3 protein-coding genes are annotated in these 4,145 nt (G+C 39.9%); all 3 read right to left on the bottom strand.

All coding sequences use genetic code 11. The features are described from left to right. A partial coding sequence (locus ACFIL8_RS07965) for a hypothetical protein (protein WP_375689369.1) occupies nucleotides 1-2,016 on the bottom strand: 2,016 nt, incomplete at its 3' end. Continuing rightward, nucleotides 2,016-3,155: a hypothetical protein gene (locus ACFIL8_RS07960; protein ID WP_375682176.1), complete on the bottom strand. Its 1,140-nt coding sequence runs from the start codon at nucleotides 3,153-3,155 to the stop codon at nucleotides 2,016-2,018. The genes ACFIL8_RS07965 and ACFIL8_RS07960, both read right to left, overlap by 1 nt. Before the next feature lie 198 nt (nucleotides 3,156-3,353). After that, a partial coding sequence (locus tag ACFIL8_RS07955) for a hypothetical protein (RefSeq protein ID WP_375682175.1) occupies nucleotides 3,354-4,145 on the bottom strand: 792 nt, incomplete at its 5' end.

The following is a 4,145-nucleotide window of genomic DNA, read 5'->3' as shown; positions in this document are numbered from 1 at the left end:
CCCTGTTAACAATTTGACAACATCCTTTTCAATCCGTTGACGCTCTCTAAACGCCGCCTCTTTGAAAGGAATCCAAGCAGCCTTCCCAGCAGCTTTTGCTAATTGTACAGCTGCATCATGTTTACCCGTTGGCATATTGACGTTATGCCTAAATGATATCTTTTCATCCGCTACACGACCTGGTATTCTATTATAAAAATCTGCATAATCGGCTTCTTTTTCGATAACCTTCTTGACCGCAGAAGCTTTATCGGCTCCATAAATCTTTGCAAATCGTTTATACAGATCATTCGTACCAAAAATCTCCTTTGCCTTGGATACTTCATCTTTTGTTTGACCCATACCTTGTAAAAGTTCTGCTCTTGAGCCCTTTTTAAAGTATTCTTGTTGTGCCTTTGGTAATTCATCAAAGATTTTACTGAATTCATCCTTATTAACCGACTTGCTAAGGATTTTGGAACCTTCATCCATGGCATCTAAACGTGAACTATATTGATGATACAATGATCGTGCCTTCTTATATTTAGGCGATATATCATCCATAAGCTCTAATAACTTTTTCTGAATGCCAACTAAGGTATGAACTTTACTATTATCTCCTATCTTCTCGGCTTCATCTCTCATAAGACCAAGTTTCACCTTCGTTTCATGGAGAACTCCCATGTTGGGTTTTTCTTTAAGGAGATTAAATTTTTCAGAAGAAAACGAACTGACTTCTTTGCCACCACTCGTGAATTCCTGTAGCCCTCCTTTATAAGCCTGTTTGAAGTATGGACGCTTCATTAATTCATTAAGAGCACCATAATGCTGTTCTCCTATTGGTGTTTTTTGAGCTATTTCGTAAAGAGTATGTGGTTCTGCTTTCCTAATCGCGATAAGATCATCTTTTAAACCTGTAACATTTTGACGAGGAACAAAGTGTTCATCAGCAGCTTGATGAATACGCTCCCCTCCTCCCAGCGCTCTCTGTTTAGCTCTCTTGGTTAAATCAAGATAAGCCCCTTGGTTTCTTTTCGCGATATCAAAAACAAGATCTTGTAAAAAAGGACTATGATCAGCTACGTAATCGGTAGGAACTGCTTTTTTAAAAGATTCTCCTAGCTCTTCAGAAGCTTCATTGCCTAAATGTTTACTGATTGCTCTTAACGTATCTTTTGAAACACCTTCTTTCGTATGAGAAGGAGAAAAAAGTCTTCGTATTCCACCAAAAGTAGAACCAAGCATACTGCCTACAAGATTTCCAGCCAATGCCCCGCCCATTCCTAAAGTTCCACCAGATGCCGTGGTTTGAAGTGTATTTAAAAGTCCTTCGCCTTCTCCTGCGCCATGTAATGCACCAGATGCTGCACCTACTTTAAGCAAATGAGGTAATGTTGTTTTGTTCGTGATGCCTAAAAACGGGCTTGCAAATCGACTTGGTAGTGACTGACCAGTTTTCAAAAAGGCTTGACCTAATTTTGACCCCGCCACATTCCTTGCAAGTGTAGGCGCTACAAGGCGTGCTCCTGAGGCTAACAGTCCTCCCCCTAAAGTCGCAAGGGAAGGGATTGCCGACCCTAAAGCATTTCCAGCAAAAGAAGTCCAATAATGTTGATCACTCATCCTACGATAATAATCACGTATTCTATTGGCTTCTTTCTCATATTTTTCTATGGTTTTCTTATCTCCAGTCCAATAGTTGTAAAGCCCATTCAAAAAAGCACTTATTGCCCACTGATCATCAGAATCACGTCCTGCCGCTGTAATCCCCGCAATCTCATCATCTAAATTAAAACTCAATCCATGCTTTAAAGAGTTCCAAAAAGCTTCACTTTGCGTGATTTCGGGATGTTGGGGTGATGTTGTTTCTTCAAAGTTGGAGGCATCATTGAGAACATCAAAGCGATAGCGTGTTCCATCTTCTAAGGTCACATATCTAGATCGAGACGCATTATTTTGAGAATTATTATCAATAACATCAAAACGATAACGTGTTCCATCCTCTAATGTTACATATCTAGATCGAGACGTATTCATTACAATTTTACCTTCCTCATATGCTCACCAGTCTCAATATCTGTAAATTCAGTAATATCATTTCTTTTAGCAGCTTCTTGCATACTCATCCGAGGTATATTTGCACTGCCTCCTTGTGATGACTGATTAGCAGAGGAGCGACTAGCATCTTCACCTAGTAAATAGGCTTTTGCTTCAGGCGATAGTCTTGAAATAACATCTCTTATTTGATTCAGATTCCGCGTAAATAATTCTACATTCATATCAATGCTTAGTTCACCTAAAGAATGCTTTAGCATGTCAAGATCTTTATCACTGACATTTCCAAGTCCTACCGCTCCTGTCCTTGATAATTGCTTCAGTTCGTCTATACGATCACTTGCTATACGTTCCTTAATTGATTTCACGACTTTATCTGCACCATTTTCTTTCAATCCAGGAACAATGCTTTTAATCCAAGCAATCAGACCTGTTGCATACCCACCTTTTTCCTTAAGGTACTCATCAAGATATGTGAGATCTTTCAATAAAATACTTTTCCGTACTATATTATTTGCATATAGAGCTTTTGCACGTTCAGCTTCCTCATACGATTTACCACCTTCAACCATAATATATCTATATCCACCTGGTGCATTCGGATCTTCCACAAGCATCCTACCGTCATTGGTAAATTGGGAATTCCTATTTCCACCGTTCACTTTTTGTAATAGAAAAGCATTCAACGCATCTCTATTTCCAGCTATGAACCGCGCCTCTTCCTCACTGTACCCTTTAGATTTTAGATACTCGACAGTCTGGTTAACCTGTCCTCTTTGTTTATCTCCTTCATGCAAGTTCTTCAGCCCCTTGGCAAAAAGTTGCCATCCAGATGAATTTGGACTAGCCGTTATCGCACCCATAAGAAAATCATCAATATTTTTACTAACATCAGACTGTGAAAAACGAGAAAATTTATCCCAAAAACTAAGATTTGGTTCAGGAGGCTGTTCTTGCAATGGAACTGGTTTTGTTGAAATAGGTGGAGAAGTCTCTAACTGAGGAGGAGTTTCTGATTGTGGAATCGGAGAGGGTTTATTCCCCTCATTATCTATCTCAGAAGGACGAATAGAACCTATTGGAGAAGGAGAAAAAGAGCCTATCTTATATGGATCATTCATAGAAATCGCATTAAGAAAAACTGGTAATTTATGTTTGTCCTTTCGTTGATTCGCTATTGATTGTAGTAGATCTTTTTCTAGTCTGCGTTCGTGTAGATCTTTTTCTAGTTTGGATATGAAACGTCTATCTCTCGGGTCAAAATCTATAAAAACCATTACTTTCCCTTTAACTATTTATTTTTTCTAAGATTATTCAAACTAAACGGCAGCATTTGCTGCCTTTTCCGCAGCCTTCTTTAATCCAAAAAGCACCATCATAGCATTCTGCCAAGGGTCGTTACCATGCATCTTAGATTCTGACACATTATTCGTCGTCGTGCCGTAATTTCTTGCGAAGCCATGACCGGCGTTCATAAGCATATTCAACCTATTCCAGCCGCTATTGTCTTGTTCCAGCCAACGTTCTCTATTGGCATCAACAAGGCGTTGATTGTGGGCATCAAGCACACCTCCCCCTTGTATGGCATTGGAATAGGCATTCCCATAACCCTGTAAGAAGTTATTTGAGGCTCCCAACTGATTTTGATTGGCTTGGTCTATCATGGCATTGGCTTGCATCATGCGGTCCGCATCACGATTATATTGCTCTAACATAGCACGAGCGTATATAGAATCTCTTCCTTTCCGCACTTCCTCTCTGTGATCAGGAGTTGCATAACGACCAATCCCTGAGAAATATCTGTTAATTTGAGTGTCTGAATCATCTAATGCTTCTTGAAGTGCTTGTTTGAAATACGAATTTTCTCCCATCATACCACCAGAGGCCATATGTCGAAGATTCATGGCTGCCGACGTTGGATTATAGATTGTATTCATCAAAGAGCGATTTTGATAATGATGAGGAATACTTCCAAGACCACCAATTCCATAGCGCGTTTGATCACTTAACGGCGCTACACGAGGTCCCCCATACACATTACCACCCATCCCTGTGTCATACATGTTATACGCATCTGCACCCCCACGCTTAAAGACATTCTGCATCCAAGT

The sequence above is a fragment of the Bartonella sp. AP57NXGY genome, assembly GCF_042195805.1.
In the GTDB taxonomy this organism is placed as follows: domain Bacteria; phylum Pseudomonadota; class Alphaproteobacteria; order Rhizobiales; family Rhizobiaceae; genus Bartonella.
This window is presented reverse-complemented; position numbering and strand designations above follow the sequence as displayed.